The sequence below is a fragment of the Pedobacter jeongneungensis genome, assembly GCF_039538295.1.
Classification (GTDB): domain Bacteria; phylum Bacteroidota; class Bacteroidia; order Sphingobacteriales; family Sphingobacteriaceae; genus Pedobacter; species Pedobacter jeongneungensis.
The window spans coordinates 72,746-92,803 of sequence record NZ_BAABBY010000008.1; the positions used below are offsets into that span (position 1 = coordinate 72,746).

General features: G+C 38.6%; 21 protein-coding genes. 9 read left to right on the plus strand and 12 right to left on the minus strand.

What is annotated here, in order from left to right:
* Positions 1–48: 48 nt before the first annotated feature.
* From rpmF to pdxA, 5 genes are all read right to left on the minus strand, one after another.
* Positions 49–240 (minus strand): 50S ribosomal protein L32, encoded by a 192-nt coding sequence (gene rpmF, locus ABD769_RS16475; RefSeq protein WP_025143959.1) that lies wholly within the window; start codon positions 238–240, stop codon positions 49–51.
* 15 nt (positions 241–255) lie between these two features.
* Positions 256–741, minus strand: coding sequence for a YceD family protein (locus tag ABD769_RS16480; RefSeq protein ID WP_344852491.1), 486 nt, complete (start codon positions 739–741; stop codon positions 256–258).
* Between the two features lie 267 nt (positions 742–1,008).
* Complete coding sequence (locus ABD769_RS16485; RefSeq protein WP_344852492.1) at positions 1,009–1,851, minus strand: sulfurtransferase; 843 nt, start codon at positions 1,849–1,851, stop codon at positions 1,009–1,011.
* A 57-nt stretch (positions 1,852–1,908) separates the two neighbouring features.
* Complete coding sequence (locus ABD769_RS16490; protein ID WP_344852493.1) at positions 1,909–3,090, minus strand: MFS transporter; 1,182 nt, start codon at positions 3,088–3,090, stop codon at positions 1,909–1,911.
* A gap of 353 nt (positions 3,091–3,443) precedes the next feature.
* Positions 3,444–4,523 carry a 4-hydroxythreonine-4-phosphate dehydrogenase PdxA gene (pdxA, locus tag ABD769_RS16495; protein ID WP_344852494.1) on the minus strand — a complete coding sequence of 360 codons (1,080 nt, stop codon included), beginning with the start codon at positions 4,521–4,523 and terminating at the stop codon, positions 3,444–3,446.
* 194 nt (positions 4,524–4,717) lie between these two features.
* Here pdxA and rsmA point away from each other — a divergent pair, with 194 nt between their 5' ends.
* On the plus strand, positions 4,718–5,503 hold the full coding sequence (rsmA, locus tag ABD769_RS16500; protein WP_344852495.1) for a 16S rRNA (adenine(1518)-N(6)/adenine(1519)-N(6))-dimethyltransferase RsmA: 786 nt from the start codon (positions 4,718–4,720) through the stop codon (positions 5,501–5,503).
* Between the two features lie 324 nt (positions 5,504–5,827).
* The gene (locus ABD769_RS16505) at positions 5,828–6,430 is read left to right on the plus strand and encodes a thioredoxin family protein (RefSeq protein WP_344852496.1); all 603 of its coding nucleotides are present in this window, start codon (positions 5,828–5,830) and stop codon (positions 6,428–6,430) included.
* Here the strand turns inward: ABD769_RS16505 and ABD769_RS16510 are convergent.
* The 3 genes from ABD769_RS16510 to ABD769_RS16520 are packed head-to-tail and all read right to left on the minus strand — an operon-like array spanning position 6,427 to position 7,285.
* Positions 6,427–6,756 (minus strand): type II toxin-antitoxin system RelE/ParE family toxin, encoded by a 330-nt coding sequence (locus ABD769_RS16510; RefSeq protein WP_344852497.1) that lies wholly within the window; start codon positions 6,754–6,756, stop codon positions 6,427–6,429. The two genes, ABD769_RS16505 and ABD769_RS16510, sit on opposite strands and share 4 nt — an antisense overlap.
* Positions 6,746–6,952, minus strand: a complete 207-nt coding sequence (locus ABD769_RS16515; RefSeq protein ID WP_344852498.1) for a hypothetical protein — start codon at positions 6,950–6,952, stop codon at positions 6,746–6,748. Before ABD769_RS16515 ends, ABD769_RS16510 begins: the two co-directional genes overlap by 11 nt.
* A 51-nt stretch (positions 6,953–7,003) precedes the next feature.
* Entirely contained in the window at positions 7,004–7,285 is a 282-nt protein-coding gene (locus ABD769_RS16520) for an ATP-dependent Clp protease adaptor ClpS (protein WP_025143968.1), read from the minus strand.
* A 155-nt stretch (positions 7,286–7,440) separates the two neighbouring features.
* Between ABD769_RS16520 and ABD769_RS16525 the strand changes: the two genes are divergently transcribed.
* Positions 7,441–8,487, plus strand: coding sequence for a 3-oxoacyl-ACP synthase III family protein (locus tag ABD769_RS16525; RefSeq protein ID WP_344852499.1), 1,047 nt, complete (start codon positions 7,441–7,443; stop codon positions 8,485–8,487).
* A gap of 229 nt (positions 8,488–8,716) precedes the next feature.
* Here ABD769_RS16525 and ABD769_RS16530 read toward each other — a convergent pair whose 3' ends face one another.
* Both ABD769_RS16530 and ABD769_RS16535 read right to left on the minus strand, forming a co-directional pair.
* On the minus strand, positions 8,717–11,167 hold the full coding sequence (locus tag ABD769_RS16530) for a hypothetical protein (protein WP_344852500.1): 2,451 nt from the start codon (positions 11,165–11,167) through the stop codon (positions 8,717–8,719).
* Positions 11,133–12,158, minus strand: coding sequence for a hypothetical protein (locus ABD769_RS16535; protein ID WP_344852501.1), 1,026 nt, complete (start codon positions 12,156–12,158; stop codon positions 11,133–11,135). Before ABD769_RS16535 ends, ABD769_RS16530 begins: the two co-directional genes overlap by 35 nt.
* Before the next feature lie 29 nt (positions 12,159–12,187).
* On the opposite strand from ABD769_RS16535, the gene dtd reads away from it, so the two are divergent.
* The 3 genes from dtd (at position 12,188) to ABD769_RS16550 (ending at position 14,581) form a co-directional block, all read left to right on the plus strand.
* Positions 12,188–12,640 carry a D-aminoacyl-tRNA deacylase gene (gene dtd / locus ABD769_RS16540; protein ID WP_344852502.1) on the plus strand — a complete coding sequence of 151 codons (453 nt, stop codon included), beginning with the start codon at positions 12,188–12,190 and terminating at the stop codon, positions 12,638–12,640.
* 86 nt (positions 12,641–12,726) lie between these two features.
* A complete protein-coding gene (locus tag ABD769_RS16545) occupies positions 12,727–14,265 on the plus strand; it encodes a glycosyltransferase family 39 protein (protein WP_344852503.1) in 1,539 nt (512 codons plus the stop codon).
* A complete protein-coding gene (locus ABD769_RS16550; protein ID WP_344852504.1) occupies positions 14,255–14,581 on the plus strand; it encodes a nucleotide pyrophosphohydrolase in 327 nt (108 codons plus the stop codon). Before ABD769_RS16545 ends, ABD769_RS16550 begins: the two co-directional genes overlap by 11 nt.
* A gap of 90 nt (positions 14,582–14,671) precedes the next feature.
* On the opposite strand, the gene ABD769_RS16555 is transcribed toward ABD769_RS16550, so the two are convergent.
* A complete protein-coding gene (locus ABD769_RS16555) occupies positions 14,672–14,974 on the minus strand; it encodes a DUF4286 family protein (RefSeq protein ID WP_344852505.1) in 303 nt (100 codons plus the stop codon).
* Positions 14,975–15,079: 105 nt separating this feature from the next.
* Between ABD769_RS16555 and ABD769_RS16560 the strand changes: the two genes are divergently transcribed.
* A complete protein-coding gene (locus tag ABD769_RS16560; RefSeq protein WP_344852506.1) occupies positions 15,080–15,343 on the plus strand; it encodes a hypothetical protein in 264 nt (87 codons plus the stop codon).
* Between the two features lie 18 nt (positions 15,344–15,361).
* The gene (locus ABD769_RS16565) at positions 15,362–15,919 is read left to right on the plus strand and encodes a GNAT family N-acetyltransferase (protein ID WP_344852507.1); all 558 of its coding nucleotides are present in this window, start codon (positions 15,362–15,364) and stop codon (positions 15,917–15,919) included.
* A gap of 202 nt (positions 15,920–16,121) precedes the next feature.
* On the opposite strand, the gene ABD769_RS16570 is transcribed toward ABD769_RS16565, so the two are convergent.
* A complete protein-coding gene (locus tag ABD769_RS16570) occupies positions 16,122–17,945 on the minus strand; it encodes a tetratricopeptide repeat protein (RefSeq protein WP_344852508.1) in 1,824 nt (607 codons plus the stop codon).
* Positions 17,946–18,172: 227 nt separating this feature from the next.
* Between ABD769_RS16570 and ABD769_RS16575 the strand changes: the two genes are divergently transcribed.
* The gene (locus ABD769_RS16575; RefSeq protein ID WP_344852509.1) at positions 18,173–20,056 is read left to right on the plus strand and encodes a S9 family peptidase; all 1,884 of its coding nucleotides are present in this window, start codon (positions 18,173–18,175) and stop codon (positions 20,054–20,056) included.
* Positions 20,057–20,058 lie beyond the last annotated feature (2 nt).

Here is a 20,058-nt window from a genome sequence, read left to right on the forward strand (position 1 = left end):
TAAGGTATGACTAAAGCCGCTGAAAACACAAACAATTTTTTAAGAAAATTACCCAATCTGAGTATTTTCGATAACCAGTTTACCGTTGTAGTATAAGTTACCATCAACGTTGTAAGCACGGTGAGGTACGTGGATAGCACCTGTTGCCGAGCATGTTGCTAAAGAAGGAGTAACAGCTTTATAGTGCGTTCTTCTTTTATTTTTTCTCTGTTTCGAGATCTTCCGTTTTGGATGTGCCATTGCTGTATAATCTAATTATTTTTTTAACTTATTAAGGGCTTCCCAACGTGGGTCGCTTGTTTGTTCATTTTCTTCGTCCTGCTTTTCGATAGATAACTGATTTAAGCGGTCAATCATTTCCTGATCGCAATCTTTACCTGCCTGTTCGCAGTTTTTGATATAAGGTACCGCTACGTTAATCATTTCGTATAAAGGCCCCGATATATCAATTTCGGAATCTTTCCGGCTTAATGAGATAATTTCCTCATCATCGCTTTCCAGTTCATCTTCAGCAAACTTTACAATCTGCCTTTCGTAAAGGTTTACCGGGTAAGCAAATTCTGATAAACATTTATCACAATCTAAATTTACGGTACCAATAACTTTAAATTTTAAAAGTAACATGGTCTCTTGTTTCTCAAGTTCCAGGTCTACCTTTAAATTTCCACTTTTAATTAACGAGTACTCAAATGCATTAAAAAAGGTATCATCAAGCTCATAATCAAACTGATGAGTTCCCAATTTTAATCCGGTAAACGGTAATGAAAATTGTTTTAGTGGGTTCAAAGTACTGTAAAATTTTAGCCTGCAAATGTAGGGATAAAAAAATTAGATTAAAAATGTTTTTTAAAAATTGTTGGCGTTAACTCTTGATTTTTAGACCTTACAGGTTTTCTGGTTAACTGGGATTTGCAAACCGGGCTTTAAGACAAAGAATTTTTAATCATTGGGTGGATTGGAAATCCACAGCTCAGCTAGTCGGGATTGCAAATCCCGACCAACAAATTACTAATCAGCCAGTACCATTTCCTTATTGTTCCTACTCCACTCGCTCCACGAACCAACATAAAGTTTAGGGATAGGCAAACCGGCATAATCCATGGCCAGAAGGGTATGGCATGCTGTAATACCCGAACCACAGTGTACAATTACATTTTCGGGTTTTACATGAGCCAGGGCTTCTGCGTATTTTTCTTTTAATATTTCTGGCGCAAGGAAAGCACCGGTTGCATCTAAATTTTCGGTAAAAGGAATATTTGCTGCGCCCGGGATATGCCCTGCAATTAAATCAATCGGTTCGGTTAAACCGGCAAAACGGCTGGCATCCCGTACATCAATTACAATATAATCGTCGGTTTTGGCTACTTTTTCCACTTCGTTGATGTCTGATAACGGCAGGTTCCAGGCGGTGATTTCGTATTTTTCAACAGATTTTGGTATTTCTATTTTATCAGTTGTCGGGAAGCCCGCTTTAACGGCTGCCTGAAAGCCTCCGTCAACTACCTGTACTTTTTCATGTCCAATGGCTTTTAGCATCCACCAGAGTCTAGCAGCTGCATTACCACCATTTTTATCGTCATAAACAATAACATGGCTGTGTTTGGTAATTCCCAGTTTTTGTAGCACGGCAGAAAACTGTTCGGCAGTAGGTAAAGGATGACGTCCGCCAACCGCAAAATCTCCGATATTGGCCAAATCTTCATTTACATCGGCAAAGAGTGCTCCTGCCAAATGTTGCTCATCATACCTGGTTTTTGAGCCGGCACTCGCATCGATGATTACAATTTCGTCGTCCTGGTTTAGCCAGATTAATTCTTCGGGTTGTATAATGGGTGATAATTTGTTCTCCATATTCAATTATGTATCGGCTCAAAGCTTTTGCAATATAAGAGATTTTGCAAATTAGACCTAATGTGATTTTTTGCCGAGTAAGGCCCACAATCCCAAAACCGGACCAATGGCCAGTACCATATATAGATATTGAACATTAAGCTGTTTTGATAAAAGGTTGATCACCTGAATGCTGATGATGGTAATGGCAAAACCGATACAGTTTACCAATGTTAAGGAAGTTCCCCGCAAACTTTCCGGGGCATTTTTGGCGATTAAAGAAGAAAATAATGGCGAATCGGCCGTGCCTGATAAACCCCAGCAAAATAAAAAGATAAGAAAGAGGTAAGCTGAACCACTGAACAGGAAAACAGGCGAGAGCAGACAACATAAGCCTGAAATTGCCAATGCGATGGTTGCTATTCTTTTAGCACCAAATTTCTGGGATAACATGCCACCAATCATACAGGAGATTCCGCCTGATGCAATAACCAGGAATGAAAATAAGGGGATATTTAAAGCCGAAGAGGGATGTTTGCTGTTAAAAAGTAATAACATGCCGGGTAAAAAGGCCCAGAAAGTATAGAGTTCCCACATGTGGCCGAAATAACCGAAAGCAGCCGACCGGAACCCTGGATTTTTAAAACCATCAAAACAGGAACGGAAATTAAATTTTTGTCCGGCTGTTCTGAATGGACCGTTCGGCACCAATAATAATATGGCCAGCGCACCAGTTAATGATAAAGCGGATGTACCAAAAATTACATATTGCCACGGGAAACTTGCGGTGAATGTTTTTAATAAATGCGGGAATGCGGTGCCGAATACCAAAGCACCTACCAAAAAGCCCAGCGATTTACCCAAACCGTCCTTAAAGTAATCGGAGGCGATTTTCATCCCGACAGGATAAATACCGGCAAGCATAAAACCAGTTAAAAAACGGAAAAGCAATAATAAATGTACATCCGATAATGGAAGACAGGCACCCAGGTTAAATAACGCAGCGGCAATTCCACAGATGAAAAACACCTTTGAGGGTGAAAAAATATCGGAAATGGCAAAAAAAGCAAAAATTAAAGTACCGGTGATAAAACCAAACTGCACCATGCTGGTCAGGTTGGCCAAAAGGTTGGTTTCGGTAGGGAAGTTTTTAACGATATCGGGTAACACGGCATTGCCCGCAAACCATAAAGAAGTGCAGAGGAACTGTGCAATAACAATTGTAGGTAGGATGTAAGTGGATTTTTTAGCGCTGCTCATCTTAAATTTAATGCACAATTTTAACTAAAATAAACCTGATAGCAGTGGAAATCCTTTTTTGTTTGCAGTAGCCTTAAATATGCTTCATGCTGAGGTACGAAGCATCTGCAACCTATAAAACAGATGCTTCGTGCCTCAGCATGACAGAAGTTTAAAAAAGATTGTAACGGATAGCAGGGCTTCCGGAACCGATGAAAACCAGGCCTTGCTTTACAAAAAAAATCATTACTTAATTCACTTGAGTAATCTTAGTTTTTAGAAAGCCCGGGGTCGGATGTCCGAAGTCAGAGGCCAATGGTACATAACCTTTCTTATTCCTACTTTAGTCTTTCAGCTTTGGTCTTTCTGCTCTCCTAAGAAGCATCATCCTTAATATCGAACTGTGTTTCTACCACCTTACCACCTGAACGTAACTGGTTGCCCAGCATTTCTTCCTGCTCTCTGCGGTTTTTTACAATGTGAATAGCAGAAAATAAAGCCTCAGTGAATGAAGTAGAATCTGCCAGATCTTTACCTGCAATATCGTAACCTGTACCATGATCGGGAGAGGTACGCACAAAGTTTAGGCCTGCGGTATAGTTTACGCCGTTGTGGAAAGCCAGTGTTTTAAAAGGAATTAATCCCTGATCGTGGTACATAGCCAAAACCGCATCGAACTGTTTGTAACTGCCATTGCCGAAAAAGCCATCGGCCGGGTACGGACCAAAACAAACAATGCCTTTATCGTAAGCTTCCTGAATGGCAGGCGTAATAATTTCTGCTTCTTCGGTGCCCAATAAACCATTGTCGCTGGCATGTGGATTTAAACCCAAAACTGCGATTTTCGGTTTTTCGATCCAAAAATCCTTTTTCAGACTTTCGTTGATCAGTTTTAATTTATTTACAATTTTCTCTTTTGTAATCGAAGCCGGAACATCTTTTACCGGAATATGGCCGGTGACTACACCCACCCGCAAATTTTCGCTAATGAGAAACATCAGCACATCTCTGCTGCCGCTTTTCTCCTGCAGGTATTCGGTATGCCCAGGAAAAGCAAAAGTATCTGATTGAATGTTGTGTTTATTGATTGGAGCGGTAACCAAAGCATCAATATCGCCGTTTACCAGATCAGCAGTGGCACGCTCTAAAGATAAAAGCGCGTATTTTCCACCAGTTGCGGTAACCTGACCGAGTTCGATTTTTACATCTTCTTCCCAGCAATTAATCATGTTGGCACGTTTTACCTGCGCCTGATTGGCATGATTGATCACATTAAAACTGAAATCGCCAAGGTTATTTGCTTTTCTGTGGAAAGATGAAACCTTGGTATGTCCGTAAACAATTGGGGTACAATAATTTAAAATTGCAGGATTGGATAATGTTTTAATAATTACCTCTAAACCAATACCGTTTACGTCGCCTATACTGATGCCAATTTTAAGTTTATCGCTCATAATTACTGGAAAATTTTAGCGCAAATTACTGATTTTCGTTTAAAGAGGTGCTTACCGGATAAAAATTAGTTATTTTGTACAAAATAGAGTAGCCACGGAAACACTGTTTGCACGGAGCAGGGGAAAGGGTTTTCCCATTCTTTGCAAAATTTTTCTATGGTTTCTGTGCCTCCGTGGCAAAATAAAGCGTAAAGATGAGTTTAGTAAAAGCAAAAAAACACTTAGGTCAGCATTTTTTAACCGATAAAGGCATTGCCAACCGCATTGTTGAGGCCCTGGTAAATACCGATAAATACCACCAGGTTTTAGAGGTTGGGCCGGGGATGGGAATTCTATCTGATTTTTTGCTGCAGCGGAAAGACCTGGAAACTTACCTGATCGATATCGATACCGAATCTTTCCACTTTTTAAATGAAAAATATCCTCAGCTTGGCGACAGGTTAATTAACGGTGATTTTTTGAAACTCAATTTTGATGATATTTTTCCAGGCCAATTCGCCATTATCGGAAATTTTCCATACAATATTTCTTCGCAGATTTTATTTAAGATTTTAGATAACCGCAATAAAGTGGTAGAGATGGTGGGCATGTTCCAAAAGGAAGTAGCACAACGTTGTGCTGCACCTGCGGGGAATAAAGAATATGGCATTTTGAGCGTGTTTCTTCAGGCCTATTATAAAATTGAATATCTGATTACTGTTAAACCCGGTACGTTTAATCCGCCGCCAAAAGTGCATTCGGCCGTAATCCGCTTAACCCGTAACGAGGTAGAGACTTTAGATTGCGATGAAAAATTATTCTGGCGTGTGGTTAAAGCTGGTTTCAATCAACGTAGAAAAACCTTGCGTAATGCGGTTTCGGCGGTAATGCCAAAAGATAAAATGGACGATCATATTTATTTCGAAAAGCGTGCCGAGCAGTTAACCGTGGCTGATTTTGTGGCCTTAACGCAGCATGTGAGTAAGTTGATGGCTGTGTAATTAACATTCACTTTTGGTTAAAAAACGATTTTTATAAATATGCAAAGCATGCTTCGGCTCATTTCGGTTGCAGCAGTCCCGCTTTTCATTACAAGTCCGCACTCGTACCTCGCTTACGGGCTTTCCATTTCAATCGGGTTTATGTATTTCCTATAGTGCATTAAATCAAATGTTCTGTTTCACTAGTATGAACATTGCCCGAAATACAATTTTAAATCTGGTCGATCTTAAAATCTGTGTTATCCTGCGCTTGCGATTCTTGCAAAATAATGATCATTTTCCTTTAATTTCTCCTTTCCTTTGCGTTGTAATTTTTAGGAAACCATGATAAATTATCGCGAAATTTTTGAACAACAAGGTCTTGATTATTTAACCTATCGTGCACTGATTGACCAACTTCTGTTAGAAGGAAAAGCTACTGGTGATGTAACTTACGATTTGCACTACACCAAAATGAATGTGCAGCGCATGAACCGCGTGGATAAAACAGTTAGTTTAACTGAAGAATTAGCCTCAACTGTAGATCATTTAAAAGCGAACTATAAATTTTTAGTGATTACTGAAGGCTGGTGTGGCGATGCTGCGCAGATTGTTCCGGTGTTTAATAAAATCGCGACGGCATCATTGGGTAAAATTGATCTGAAATTTGTGCTCAGAGATAAAAATCTCCCTTTAATTGATGCCCATTTAACCAATGGCGGAAGGGCTATTCCGGTTTTAATTGTTTTGAATGAATCAGCAGATCAGGTTTTAGCCACCTGGGGCCCAAGACCGCAAATTTTACAGGAGCTATTAAAGGAATGGAAGAAAGAAAGCGCTGAAATGCCGGTATTAGCAGAAAAACTTCATGGCTGGTATGCTAAAGATAAAACGCTGACGACACAGGCTGGGTTATTAGAACTTTTGAGAGGGTTGGAGAATTATTAAAGCTCAATAGATTTTAAAATATCTTCGAGTTCTTTATTTGAAATGGAATCTCTCTCAAACTTGTCATAAATAGATAAAAGATAAATTTTTTCATTAATCACGCGAACGTTGGTAATTAGCCTGACGCCACCCGATTTACCTTTTCCCTTACTTGCAATGGCTATTCTTATCTTGTAACACTCGTTACCGATAGGAATGCCTTGTATAGGGTTTGTCTTAAGATTTTCTACAAAAGTAATGATATCACTTTTTGCAGATTTATGTTTTTTACAGAGTTTTTTGAATTCTTTATTGAATAGGGATGATGTAAATACATCAAATTTCATTTATTAAATCCTCAAACCTTTTTAATTTTATCTTTCCTTTTTCTGCTAATTCAGTTTCTTTATAAGCATTGGCTAATTCATTAAGGTATTTTTCATTTGATTGCTCAATGTTCTTAATCTTAACCCCCTTAATACTTTTCAATGTTTCTAGAATTGAAAAAGCGTTATCATCCTTTATTTCCAATGTAACTTGCATAGCTGTAATTGCTTATCTAAAGATAGTGATTTTCTTTAAAGAAAGTCATCTTTAATCAACAGAAACCGTCAATCCTTCTTGCTGTAAAATTTTACGATACACTTCCATTTCGGTAAATGATCCTTCTAAAACCGGGCATTTACCTTCATTATGCACTTTCCATGCAATTTTTTCTGCCTGCGATTCGTTATAATCCAGGTATTTCATCATGCAGTAAATTACATGATCAAAAGTATTGATATCATCATTCCACAAAATAAGGCGATGTACGGTTTTTAAGGAAGTTAAAATTTCTTCGAGCGTAAAGGTCTCTTCTTTGGTTTCTGTAGACATGGTGCAAAAATAAACAATAATTTAGAAGATTTGAGATATTAGATCTGAGATATTAGATTTTAGGACGTTAAGGTGAATCTCACGTCTCAAATCGCACTGCTCATATCTTTTTTTAATTAACTAACTTTGCTAACCAAATAATAATAAATACGAGCATGCACCAGTCTAAAATTGCGGGAATAGGTTACTACGTTCCGAAAAATGTATATACCAATGATGATTTAAGTCGTTTTATGGATACCAATGATGCCTGGATCCAGGAACGTACGGGGATTAAAGAACGTCGTTTTGCCGATCGGAATGAGGAAACCACCACTACAATGGGCATTGAAGCTGCCAAAATTGCGATAGAAAGGGCAGGGATTACTGTTAAGGATGTCGATTTTATTGTTTTTGCAACACTCAGTCCGGATTATTACTTCCCGGGCTGCGGCGTATTGTTGCAGCGCGAGATGGGCATGGGTGAAATCGGCGCACTCGATATCCGTAACCAGTGTTCGGGCTTTGTATATGCACTTTCGGTGGCCGATCAGTTTGTAAAAACGGGCATGTATAAAAATGTTTTGGTAGTGGGAAGTGAGAAACATTCATTTGCGATGGATTTCGAAACCCGAAGCCGTAATGTATCGGTAATTTTTGGTGATGGTGCAGGTGCAGTGGTGTTGCAACCTACGGATGAGCCTGGAAAAGGAATTTTAAGTACACATTTACATAGTGATGGGGCCGATGCTGAAATCCTTGCCATGTATTATCCGGGCTCTCATGCCAATAAATGGCTAAAAGATAAACCCGCTTATCCGGAACAGGAATTGGGCGGATTATTTATGACGAATGAGATTTTAGAGAGTGGTGCCGCCTTACCTTACATGGATGGACCATCTGTTTTCAAAAAAGCGGTGGTAAAATTTCCTGAAGTAATTAAAGAAGCTTTGGCTGCAAATAACCTTACGGAGAAAGATATCGATATGTTAGTGCCGCACCAGGCAAATCTGCGTATCAGTCAGTATGTACAGCAATTGCTGGGCTTAAACGACGATCAGGTTTTTAACAATATTCAGAAATATGGTAATACTACGGCAGCCTCTGTTCCTATTGCACTATGCGAAGCCTGGGAAGCCGGCAAAATTAAAGATGGCGATCTGGTTTGCCTCGCAGCATTTGGATCGGGCTTTACCTGGGCCAGTGCGCTGATTAGGTGGTAGGTTTTGGAGCTGGGAGCTGGGAGCTGGGAGCTGGGAGCTTTTGTCAAAAAGCCAAGCAAGTTAAGGTAAAATAAGAAAGTTACCGCATCAAAATAGATCCGTCATTTCGAGCGGAGTGCAACGAAGTCGAGAAATCTATAGCTAAAGATCTCTCCACTCCGCGTTGCTTCGGTCGAGATGACGACTGCACTTTTCTTAATTACCTTAACTTCTTAATGGTAGTAACCGTCTATTGCGTTTTCGGCCTGATAAAATCAGCTAAATAACTGCATTCTTCTGATGCAGTAGCATAAAAAGGCGTTTTATTATAATCAAGCCTCAATTCTTTAAGGTAAGGATTATTATAATTGGCCTTGATAAAGTTTCTCCATTTTATATCCTTTTTATCATAATAATAAAATGATAGCGGATTGGCGTTCATAATAATCTGCTTTTGCAAACATTTGGCCAGCATAAAAGTACATTTTGCTTTAAAATCGGCATTGGTGCTTAAAGCCCTCGCTTTTAAATACCATGCTTTTGCGGTTTGCGCTTTTTTGTAATCGCCATCATACACATATTTTGCCGGATTGGTGTTGTCGTATGATGACCAGTTGTAACTAATTAAAAACCAGCTATTACCGAAATAACCTGTCTGGTAAACCGCATTGGCCATTTTATAATAATAAAGCGCTGCATTCTTTTTATCGCTTACTAATAATTTCTGCAAGCGGAGCATTTCTGCAGCAAAGGCTTTTTTAGTAACAGATGCTTTTGCCGTTACATATTTTTTAGGATAATCGTTAATGGTCTCAATAAAAGGATTGGCATACAATTTTGAATTGGCCTCATCCTCATACCAGTTTTCCGGACTGAAATATTTGTAATTCGCCGAAACTTTTGCAAACATCTGCACAGCTTTATCATACTGATGCGTTCGCAGATAGGTAGTGCCATAAAGTTCATAAAAATCGTCATTTTTAAGCTGGTTTAAAGCTGATGCTAATAAACCGGTAACATCATTACCCGCAGCTTTGGTTTTATAAACCGCCAGTCCTTGCATACTTTTCGGACTTAAGTTTTTCTGCCAGAAATTGATACTCTGGTAACTCATGTTCTGAAAAAGTGAATTTTCTTTTATGGTTTTAGCGGTCATATCTCCTTTAACCATTGCCAGTGCTGCCTTAGCTGTATCGCCCATATTTAAGTAGGCGGGCGCTAAAATCTGTTGGTAAAAATTTCTGGTTGTTCTGCTAAAACGCTTTTCCGCCTCATCGTTATCATAATACTGTCGGTTAGATTGACTTTTATTTTCGGCAAAACGTTTTTCATCCAGCCATTTTAGAGTAGGCAATAAGTCATTCTCGTTAAAAGGGTTACCTTTTTTAATGTTTTTAGCTTTAATCAACAAATCGGTAATTCGGTATTGATCGCGCAATCTTTCAGGCAGTTTATCTGGTTTTAAAGTAGCTAGGTAATTTGAGGCCAGGAAATCTTTATTTTCCATCCACGATAAATAGGCGGCTGTTAAAGTGCCGAGTTCAGGTTGCGGATATTTCTTTTCTGTTGCCAGTTTTACCGCAAAATTCCTGATTTCGTTCAATCGTTTTAGATTAACTGTTTTTAAACTATCTTTATATTTAGGATTTCCATTATCCGAAAAGTAATAGTTATAACCAATTTTGGCGATGTCGTTCGCTTCGATAAGATCCTGCTCTAATTTATTTACTTCGCGCACCAGCAATGTTCCGTTCAGCTGACTTTTCGGTTCGTACTGATAAACTTTATTTAAGCTTTCTATCCCCGAATCGTTACCACCAAATCCATTTATCGCCCAAATATTAGCTTTCTCATTATTGGTTTTGGCATATTTTAATGCTCCGTTAACTGGAGTACTATTGTAATAATAATTTTTATACGCCTGTACCCTCCTCTCCGGATTGCTGGCAAAGACCTTAGAAAATAAAAAAGCCGATTCTTCAGGATTTCCCAACCTGCGGGTAGATCCGGCATATAGAGCCAAAGCCCAGCCTTTAGCCGCACTATTTACCTTGCTGGTTTTAATATACTTCTCGTAGGTCGATTTACTTTCGGTATGCATTCCTGCAAAGTGGAACATCCTTTCTGCCTGATACGCATAACGTAATTTTAGAAAATCATCTTTTTCAGCATCTGTTAATTTTAAACCTTCTTTGGCTTTGTCCGCCATTGTTGTGGTATCTCGTGGTTTCGGATCCCAAAGGCTAAAATCTACGTTGGCTAAAGGTTCGCAGCGCTTCGCAAAAAGATAATACTTTAAGGGTTCTTTACGTTTGCTTAAGGCCTGAATGAAGCTGTTTTGTTGTAGGCTATCAGGCAATTGCGAAACATTGCCGTCAAAATTGGTTAGTTTTACATTGGTGGCGCTATCGGTTTTGTACATTACTTTTAGCACATCCTCTTTTTTTACATTGAGGTATTTTGCCCATTCGCGGCTGTTGATATCAGGTTCACTTTCGATGTCGGTTTCACTGTTAAGGTACACCATTTGATTATAGGCAAACGGAGAATATTCGTCACCTTCAACGTTGTTGTGGAAATAGGAAATGTAATAATCGTAGGGATCTATCTCACCACCACAGGCAAGATTTACGGCAATTTCGCCGAAAAAAGTAATCAGGAATACACTAAAAATTAGCGATAACTTTTTGAAGGTTTTCATTGGTAAAATGTTTTAATAGGTCGGTGTCTAAATGGTAGAAAACAAGATTCCGGTCTCTGGGGGCTAAATATCGGGATAAAAATTTAGAGGTAACAAGTAAATCATCAGGAGAAATCTGTTCCCACCTCACTACATCACCCTTTTTTAATCCTGCTTCAGGATAATCAACCAAAAGATCGTATAAAATGAAATTTCCCCTTTGTTTAAATAGTTTTTTATCTTCAATCCGGCTTTTATCAATACGTTTAGAAATGCCTGCATATTTGCTATTTCTAAATACCACTGCCCATTCAAAAATTGGCAGTGCAACATCAAGTGGCAGCGGATATTGCTCTAAATAATCCTTAAGGTAAATATCCATTTCGTGCTGATCCAATATCGAATTTTGTTCGCCGTATTTACGCAGGTTACCCATGTTATAACACATTAAAATTGCCTTTTCTACTGGTGGCACACCGCTGGATACAATATTTTTAACCTGATGTAAACGCAGGGTTACCGAAATGGTTTTCCCTTTTAAAAGCCGATTATCCTTTAATTGTTCCAGAAATTTAAAATACCTGTTTCTGGTGCCTTTTGTCCAGTCGCAATCAATCTGAAGTTCGTGATAACTTTGTTTTCCTGCCTGTTTTACCTTTGCAGCTACAAATTTGGCAATCCGATCGGCCATTACTATGCTCTGCGTGGTATCAATCTTATCAAAAACCTGGTTAACAATAAACACCACCGGTATAATTTCGGTCTGTTCGGGCAATGGATCCGAAAATTTAATGGGCGAAACAGGTACGGGCAGTTGCAGATCGGGATTAAAATCTACATCCATTATCCGCACATACAAAGATTTTGATTTAAACTGATTGAGATAAGCAGTTTCTGCCTTCTTATTCTGGTAATCCGTTTTCCAATAGTAAAAAGCAGGATTAACAACTGATTTTTGTTTGCAGCTGAAGAAGAGAAATACAGAAATCACTAAAATACTTATCTTGCGCATATCAATTTTGTTAGCAAAAGTACTATAAAATGCGGGCAGTTTTACAAAGAGTTACACAAGCAAGTTGCACCATTGATGGTGAAATAACAGGAGCAATTGAAGGCGGATTTCTGGTATTGTTAGGCATTGAAGATGCCGATACCATGGAAGACCTGGATTGGCTGGCGCAGAAAATTATCGGAATGCGTGTTTTTGGTGATGAAAACGGAATGATGAACAAAGCACTTGCCGATGTGGGTGGAGATATTTTATTGATCAGCCAGTTTACTTTATTCGCTTCTACCAAAAAAGGAAACCGTCCGGGTTTTACAAGGGCGGCACGATCGGATGTTGCCATTCCGCTTTATGAGAAAATGATCGAAAAACTCTCGGCTTTATCGGGAAAAAAAATAAAAACCGGAATTTTTGGTGCCGATATGAAAATCACACTTTTAAACGATGGGCCGGTTACGATTTTGATCGATACAAAAGATAAGGAATAATTAAAATTTAATGTGCTGAACGTAACTAATCAGATAATGAATGGTCAAAAATCGTATTAATCTATTTCAATCGAACTTAAGCTAATATGAAAGAAAATCCGAACCGCTTAACTGAATATGGATGTCTGGTATTTTTTCTGATTTTAAAGGTTTTTTTATCTTTTCTGCTGGTTAATTCGGTTTATGAATTACACCGCGATGAATTTCTGCATTTAGATCAGGCCAATCACCTGGCTGCAGGTTTTACTTCAGTTCCACCTTTAACTTCGCTTTTTTCATGGCTGATTAAAGCATTTGGCAATGGCATTTTTATGGTAAAACTGGTGCCTGCGTTAATGGGTGCATTAACTATCCTGTATTGCTGGAAGATTGCAGATTTTTTAAAAGGAAACCTTTTGGCCAAATGTCTGGTGGCCATAGCTTGTATCTGTTCTTCTCTGCTCAGGTTAAATACTTTATATCAGCCCAACTCTTTCGATGTTTTGGCCTGGACGGCTATATTTTATTACCTCTTAAAATATTTCGATAAAAACGAAGCCAAATACCTTTACGCTTTTGCTGTTTTTGTAGCCCTGGGCTTCTTAAATAAGTATAATATTTTATTTCTGATTATTGGTTTGTTACCCGCCATCATCATTACCCCAAACCGGAAAATATTTAAAGATAAACATCTTTATCTGGCTGTTTTACTGGTACTTTTAATTATTTCCCCGAATGTAATCTGGCAAATTAGCCATCATTTTCCGGTACTCACCCATATGAGAATTTTGCAGGCCACACAACTGGTGCATGTAAACCGGATTGATTTTTTTATCGGGCAGTTCCTCTTTTTTTTCAGTTCCATATTTATCCTCTTAGCAGGAATAGGAAGTTTGATTTTTTATAAAGATTTCAGGAAATACAGCTGGATTATCCTTACTTACCTCATTACCCTTATCGTATTTAGCTATTTTAAGGCAAAAGATTATTACGCCTTAGGTTTATATCCCGTTTTATTAGCTTTTGGCGCAGTTTATATAAGTCGCGTTTTAGCAAAGAAATATATCTTAACGGGTGCATTGTTTGTTTTTAATGTTGGTTCATTTATTTATCTGCTGCCACTTTTGATGCCCGTTTATAGTCCTGCGCAAATTATTGCACACCATAAAAGGTTCGAGCGTGTAGGTGCATTGCGTTGGGAAGATGGTAAAAACCACCAGTTGCCTCAGGATTATGCCGATATGCAGGGCTGGAAAGAATTGGCTGCGTTAGTTGATTCCGCTTACGAAAAGGTTAAAGATAAATCTACCCTGCTGGTACGGGCCGATAATTACGGACAGGCCGGAGCGATTAACTACTATTCAAAATATAAAAATATAAACGCGGTATCCTACAATGCCGATTACCTGTATTGGTTTAAAATGGATAAGCCGGTAAAAGATTTCATTATGATTACCTATTGGAAAGATGAAGATCCGCAGCGTAAGCGGGAGCAGCCATATTTTCGCAGGATTACCAAAATCGGGGAAATAAAAACGCCTTACGCGAGAGAAAGAGGTGCCGGTGTGTTTTTACTCGAAGATGCAAAACCCCAAGTAACCGATATTATAAAATCAGAAATAGAAGAAGAAAAAAATGACCATTAACGAAGCACAGGAAACGGTAGACCGCTGGATTAAAACCACGGGTATCCGTTATTTTAACGAATTAACCAACACTGCCATTTTAATGGAAGAAGTTGGAGAAGTAGCGCGGATTATGGCCCGGAAATATGGCGAACAATCTTTCAAAAAGAGTGATGAAGAGGTAAACCTTGCAGATGAAATGGCCGATGTAATGTTTGTGCTGATCTGTCTGGCCAATCAAACCGGCATCAACCTGACTAATGCTTTGGAAAAAAACCTGGAGAAAAAAAGTATCCGCGATGCCGACAGGCACAAGAATAATGAGAAGTTAAAGTGAGTTTTGAATGATGGAATTTTGAATGGCAGCATGAGGCGTAATGTTTAGCATTCACGCATTCAAAATTCTCTCACTCTATCATTTATTGGCTTAGCCAACAAACTCCATCAAACTCCTGTAAGCTACAAAACGGTTTTTATACCTCTCGTTTAACTCTGCCTGTAAAGCCGGAGCAAATTCTTCCTGGTATTTATTGTATTGTTCGAGTGTTTCTGCTACATATTGTGCACAATAAGTTACGCCTTCGTTTGGCGAATCTACAACCTTTAACAAGCGGTTAGAAACAAACAGGCCTGTAGCCATTACCTCAGGGATATGGATATCCTGCATCCATTGTAACCATTCTTCGGCTGCTGCATCCTCAAGGATGAGCGTAACATTATATAAATACATGTTGCAAAGGTAAATAATATATAAATGCTAAAAAATGTATGGATGATGGTTTTTTATTCTTTTAAATGCCATGATTCAATTAAATTTGTGGTACCCTTTATTAGCATGATACGAAATAACGCCTCTCAAAAAATCGATAACTCCACGCGCAATTACATTTATACCGGTTACCTCACTGCAATTTTCGGTGGTGTTTTAGGTCTTGTCATCGGTTGGGATATCATGAAGAAAAAAAAGACACTGTACACCGGAGAAAAGGTGTTTTCTTATTCTTTAATGGACCGGCAGCATGGTGCAAGAATTTTAATTTTAGCCAGTATTTGCTTCATTTTGTTGTTAACCTTAACTATTATTGCATTGGATGCTTAAGTTAGCTGCAATATAAAAATGATTACCATTACCACATCTTCTACAACAAAAGAACTCAAAGGAATTCTTGAACTTCAAAAACAAAACCTAAAGCAGGATTTAACTCCCCAACAGATTAAAGAACAGGGTTTTGTTACGGTTTCGCATTCGCTTGATGATCTGGAAAAGATGCATCTACATGAGCCTAATATTATTGCAAAAGACGGTGATGTTGTTGCAGCCTACGTGCTGGGAATGACCGTACAATCAAAAAACGATATTCCGAGGCTTGTTGAAATGTACGAAAGTTTCGATCATATTATCTATCGGGAAAAACCGGTTTCAGATTATTCTTATATTGTAGTTGGACAGGTTTGCGTAGGAAAAGATTATCGTGGTAAAGGTTTATTTGATCAATGCTACGATGCCTACAAAGATTATTTTAAAGGAAAATATGATTTCGCCATCACTGAAATTGCAAGTATTAATCTCCGATCGATGCATGCACATAAACGCATCGGTTTCGAGGTAATTCACACTTATACTGATAATACTGATGTAGAGTGGAATGTGGTGGTTTGGAATTGGAAACTATAGATTTGTTTGGCGCTTCGCGATAAGCATCTGGGGTCAATTAAACTGTCAAACAGTTAACTAATTTGACTATGAACTATCAATCATTAACCAATAAGCAGCTGGCAATTGGTTGTTTACAATTCAGTTAACCAATTTAACAATTAACCAATTAACCAACGACACTGTTCCCAATGAACTAATGACTAATGAACGACTGAACTAATCAAACCCCATCTCCCCTTAAATTTCTGAATCTTTTTCTCGCTTCGGTACTGAACATGCTGCCGGGATAATCGGTAATCAGTTTCTGGAAATAAATTTTGGCCTGGGCAATATCATTCAGTTTCTTTTCGTACAGATCGCCCAAAGTAAAAAGTGCATCATCCGTCCAGATGCCGTCTTTAAATTCTTCCGTTACTTTTTTAAGGATATCTGCTGCTTTCTGAAAATCGTTCGCTTTAATAAAAATCCGGGCTTTACTCATCATAATGGCATCGGCCAAACTGTTTTGCGGATAGGCAATTGCAATGCTGTCCATTTTTTTTACCGCTTTTTCGGGCAGGTTTCTAAATAAAAGCATTTCTGCATCCGCATACATTTTTAGAGCGTTGCTATCGGCTGGTGTCTGGATATTATCGCTGATCAATAAACTCAGGTTTAAAGCATCGTTGGCAATCAATTGTGAGGTAGCCGCTTTTAAAACCAAACATTGTCCATTGCTATATTCGAAATTACCCTGATAAAAAGAAAGTTTCGCGCTGCGGAAACGGGCTTCGTTGCCCACCGGCTGACCTTCGAACTGTTTGCTTACCTGTTCGTACACCAAAAATGCTTCCCAAGGCTGGTTGGTTAAAATGTAAATGTCGCCTAAATCAAGCTTCAGCTGACCAAGTTCCTGCTCATTTATACCGGGCATTTTAATCGCTTCTTCCAATTCTTTTTCTGCTTTACCGGGCTGGTTTAAATAATAAGCCTGCAGGTTGGCCAGTTTTTTTATCGCGAAAAGGGTATTCCTGTTTTTACCATTTTCTTCCAGTAAGGCTTCGTAATCTTTTGCTAAAAGATCAAGATCGGCAACCGTGTATTTTCCAGTAGTACGCAGATTGTACCTGGTATTCAGCATTTCGATTTTCGATGGCAGGTAATATTGGTTATCCTTTCCTTTAGTCAGCAGGTAATCGTACGCTTTAATCGCCGTTTCGTAAGCACCATTATCTACAAAAGTATAAATGGCATTAAATAATGTGCCGCCATCGGCCTTGGTGCGTTTATCATAGGCAATTAACTGGCGCAGGGCCATATCAAACTCCTGTTGCTGAATGTAATTCCAGGTTAGTAACTGGATATAAATTTCGGCGTCAGGTTCTTTTTGTATTTTCTTTAAAATCGCTGCCTGGAAAATCTGATAATCGTTTTTATCCTCAAAAACAGATGATAACACCGCCTCGGCCTGTGGCAAAAGCTGTGGCATAGTTGCCATTACATCCAGGTATTCCTGCATCAGCATGGGTTTATCCTTTTTGAAACGGTAAATGTTCAACAGTTCGAAAGCAAAAGCCTGATCGTTGCCCAGCAGTTTTCTTCCCTGTTTAAAAGTTTCGACCGCAAAATCGTAATTTTCGAAACGGTAAAAACTGTTGGCCAGATTTCTGATTCGGTATTCTTCTTTCGGAAGTTTCACAATTACCTCGTTAAAAATTTTGTTGGCCGCCTGCACATCTCCTTTTTCCTGGTAAAGTTTGCCAAGTGCGATCGGATAAAGCTCACTTTGCGGGTTTTTTTTAACCTCGCGTTTAACCACTTTTTCGGCAACATCATAACGCTTTAATTTTAACAGCGCATTAAAATAAATGTCGAAATAAGCATCATTATTGGGGATGGCATAAAGTTTTTCGAGCAGCACAACTGCTTTTTCATAATCTCCATCCTGGTAATATTGTATGGCCAAAGTGCTTTCATCAGGTGCAACCTGTTGGTTTGGACGGAAAACCTGCGCACCGGCCCCGAAGGTTAACAATAAGAATATGATGAAAAGCAAGCGGTTCATAACCCTAAATTATAAGTTTTAAATGTAACATTTTAATACATCTTTAGCTAAAGCAGTTATGGATATAAAACGTATTTTAAATGTTACCTGTATTTTATTTTGACTAAATTTTATAAATACTAAATTGAGCAACAACTTATTATTATTTGCATAAGTAACATTGTTGGTGTAAATCGCAGTATAGTTGTCAGGTTACTTATTTTTGTCATCCGGTGAAGGATTTATTTATGCTGAAAAGGTTTTTTCTATTCTTAATGGTAGTGTTGATCTGGGCTTGTAAGGGTTCAAACAGTGATACTATCCCTGTGGACGATTTTTTTAAAACGCAGGATAAAGCCTATTACCGCATATCGCCAGATGGCAAAAGCCTGTCTTATTTAAAACTCCAGGATAAAAAACTCGATCTTTTTGTTGAAGACCTCGCTACCGGAAATAGTGTACAACTGACCCATTTAAATGGGAAAAACATCAGTTTTCATTTCTGGACAAGCAATAACGAACTCATTTATTATACCGAAGATGGCTCTAAAGAACGCCGGTCGGATATTTTTGTGATTAATAAAGATGGAAGCAAACAGGTGCAGTTAAGTGCCAACGAGAAAAACCGGTTGAGGGTAATAGAAGATCAGCTGATTGATGATAAATACATTATCGTAGCTTCTAACAAACGCGATTCGACCGTTTTTGACGTGTACCGTTTAAATGTACGTGACGGGAAAATGGAAATTGCGGCAAAAAATCCGGGTAATATTACCAAATGGATGACGGATAGCAAAGGTGTACTTAAAATTGCAGTGGCCAGTGATGGGGTGAATGAAACCTTAATGTACCGTGAAAGCGAAAGTCAGGCTTTTGCTCCGGTAATTACCAATAATTTTGAAACAACCCTGCAGCCGATTGCTTTTTCTGAAGACCAGCCGAATGTACTTTATGCCATCTCTGGTATTAACCGCGATAAAAACGCATTGGTTGCGATCGATTTAAAAAGCGGGAAAGAAAAACAGGTTCTTTTTGCAAACGATACCTTAAACGTAGTGGATGCAACTTATTCGCGTTTCCGGAAAAAAATGCTTTTTGCTACCTGCGAAACCTGGAAAAGAGAAAAATTTTACCTCGATGACAGCACCAGGGTAGCTTACTCTAAGATAGATAAACTTTTACCCGGCACCGAATGGGTAATTATGGATAAGGATAAAACGGATAAAGTGTTTGTAATACGCACCTTTACCGATAAAAATCCGGGATCTTATTATTTATATACCGCTACAGATAAACGGCTTAAAAAACTTACTGATGTAAGTCCTTCTATTAAACCGGAGGATATGTGTGCCATGAAGCCGATCAGTTTCAAAAGCCGCGATAGCCTGACCATTAATGGTTATTTAACCTTACCCAAAAATAAAAAAGCGATTAATTTACCAGTGGTGGTACTGCCACATAACGGGCCAAAATCAAGAAACAGCTGGGGTTATAATGCCGAAGTACAATTTTTGGCCAATCGTGGTTATGCTGTTCTGCAGGTAAATTACCGTGGCTCTACCGGTTATGGAAAAACATTTTATGCTGCCGGTTTTAAACAATGGAGCGATAAAATACAGGAAGATGTAAACGATGGGGTAAAATGGCTGATTGATGAAAAAATTGCCAATCCTAAAAAAATTGCCATTTATGGTAATGGTTTCGGCGGATATATTGCTTTAAACTGTTTATATAAAAATCCCGATCTTTATAAATGTGGCGGATCAAATTCTGGCGTAATTAACCTGTTTAGTTACCTGAAAACCTTTCCACCGTTTTTAAAGGCCAAATTGCAGATGTATTACGAAATTTTAGGCAACCCCATAACCGAAACCGATTATATGCGTTTTGCATCGCCCGTGTTCCATGCAGACCGGTTTAAGGCACCTATTTTTATTGCACAAAACCCAAAAGATCCTAGTGTTAACGTTGCAGAAGGGGTACAGTTTATCAAAGAGCTTAAAAAAAGGAATGTTCAGGTTACTTATATCGAAAAAGAAGAAGGTCCGGATCCGGTAGTGCGCCAGCAGAGCAGAACAGCACTGTATAAAGCCCTGGAAGAGTTTTTAAAGGAAAATCTAGGTAAAAAATAGGT